Source organism: Vibrio sp. M260112, assembly GCF_036533775.1.
Taxonomy (GTDB): Bacteria; Pseudomonadota; Gammaproteobacteria; order Enterobacterales; family Vibrionaceae; genus Vibrio.
The window spans coordinates 1-975 of the sequence record NZ_JATABH010000165.1 but is presented as its reverse complement, the minus strand read 5'-3'; the positions used below and the strand labels follow the sequence as shown (position 1 = coordinate 975).

General features: G+C 40.9%; 1 pseudogene. It reads left to right on the top strand.

Features of this window, described 5'->3' with window-relative positions:
- Positions 1 to 29: 29 nt before the first annotated feature.
- Positions 30 to 975, top strand: a pseudogene (locus QTN95_RS20840) (hypothetical protein); the annotation flags it as partial.

The window sequence follows — 975 nt, the reverse complement described above, 5'->3', positions numbered from 1 at the left end:
AACTTAATCCACAGTACGATGCCGACCCGATGTCTCTATCGGTAGGGGATTCTCTGAATGTAGAAAAACAGCAACCGCTAAGCATTGAAAAAGAGCCTGTTTACGCGATACCACCGGAGAGCCCAAAGCGATTTAATCAACCTTTAAACACTTTCTATAACTACACCGAGCGATGCTTAGTCGATACCTCAATCGCATCGATCAATCGTCCTGAGTTGATTGAAAAAGACATTCCCGTTGTAAACACCAAAATAATTTCTGATGTTGCAACAGAGTTTGAACTTGGCTTTACCCAAGTAGAGCAAACCCAACCGCTAAAGGATTTTTGGCAAAGCTTTTTCTCTTCAGAAACAAGCGAAGATATCCAAAAGCTATTAAAGAAATATAACGCACACTTGAACAACCCAGTAAGACAGGGAGAGATTGTAGTCGTCGTAAGCAAAGAACCAATCAACGAAGGGCAGAGAAGTAAACTCGATGCTCTAATCGAGGAAGCAGAAGCAGCCAGTGTCGAGTTAGCGAAACTGACTGAGGAACAAATTACTACCATTAATCGCCATTTTGAAGTACTAGATTATTATGCTGATGAAACAATAAAAAAAGTCGGCTCAGATGGTCTTCCTGGTGACTTATACGCTTATGCTTCATTGGGAGTCGGTGCTATAGCCACAGGTGTTGAGCAACATTTAAAAAACATCAATGGCGTGCTTCTTGAAATTAACCACCTTTACGTCTCTCAAGTTGCGATGGCAAGCCGTGTTGGTGGTGTTAACTATGGTTCTTTTGTCGCAGAACGTGCTGCGCTATTCAAAAAGCTAGATGGTAACTTTGCTGCATTATCGAAACGTTCTGTTCAAATCCCAATTTACACTCAGATTAGACGTAACTTAAAACTCTCTACTCATTCTATTATCCATAATGCTGATGAAATTATTGCAAAAGGTCTGGTACCGAATTTAGGTAAGCGTATAGCGA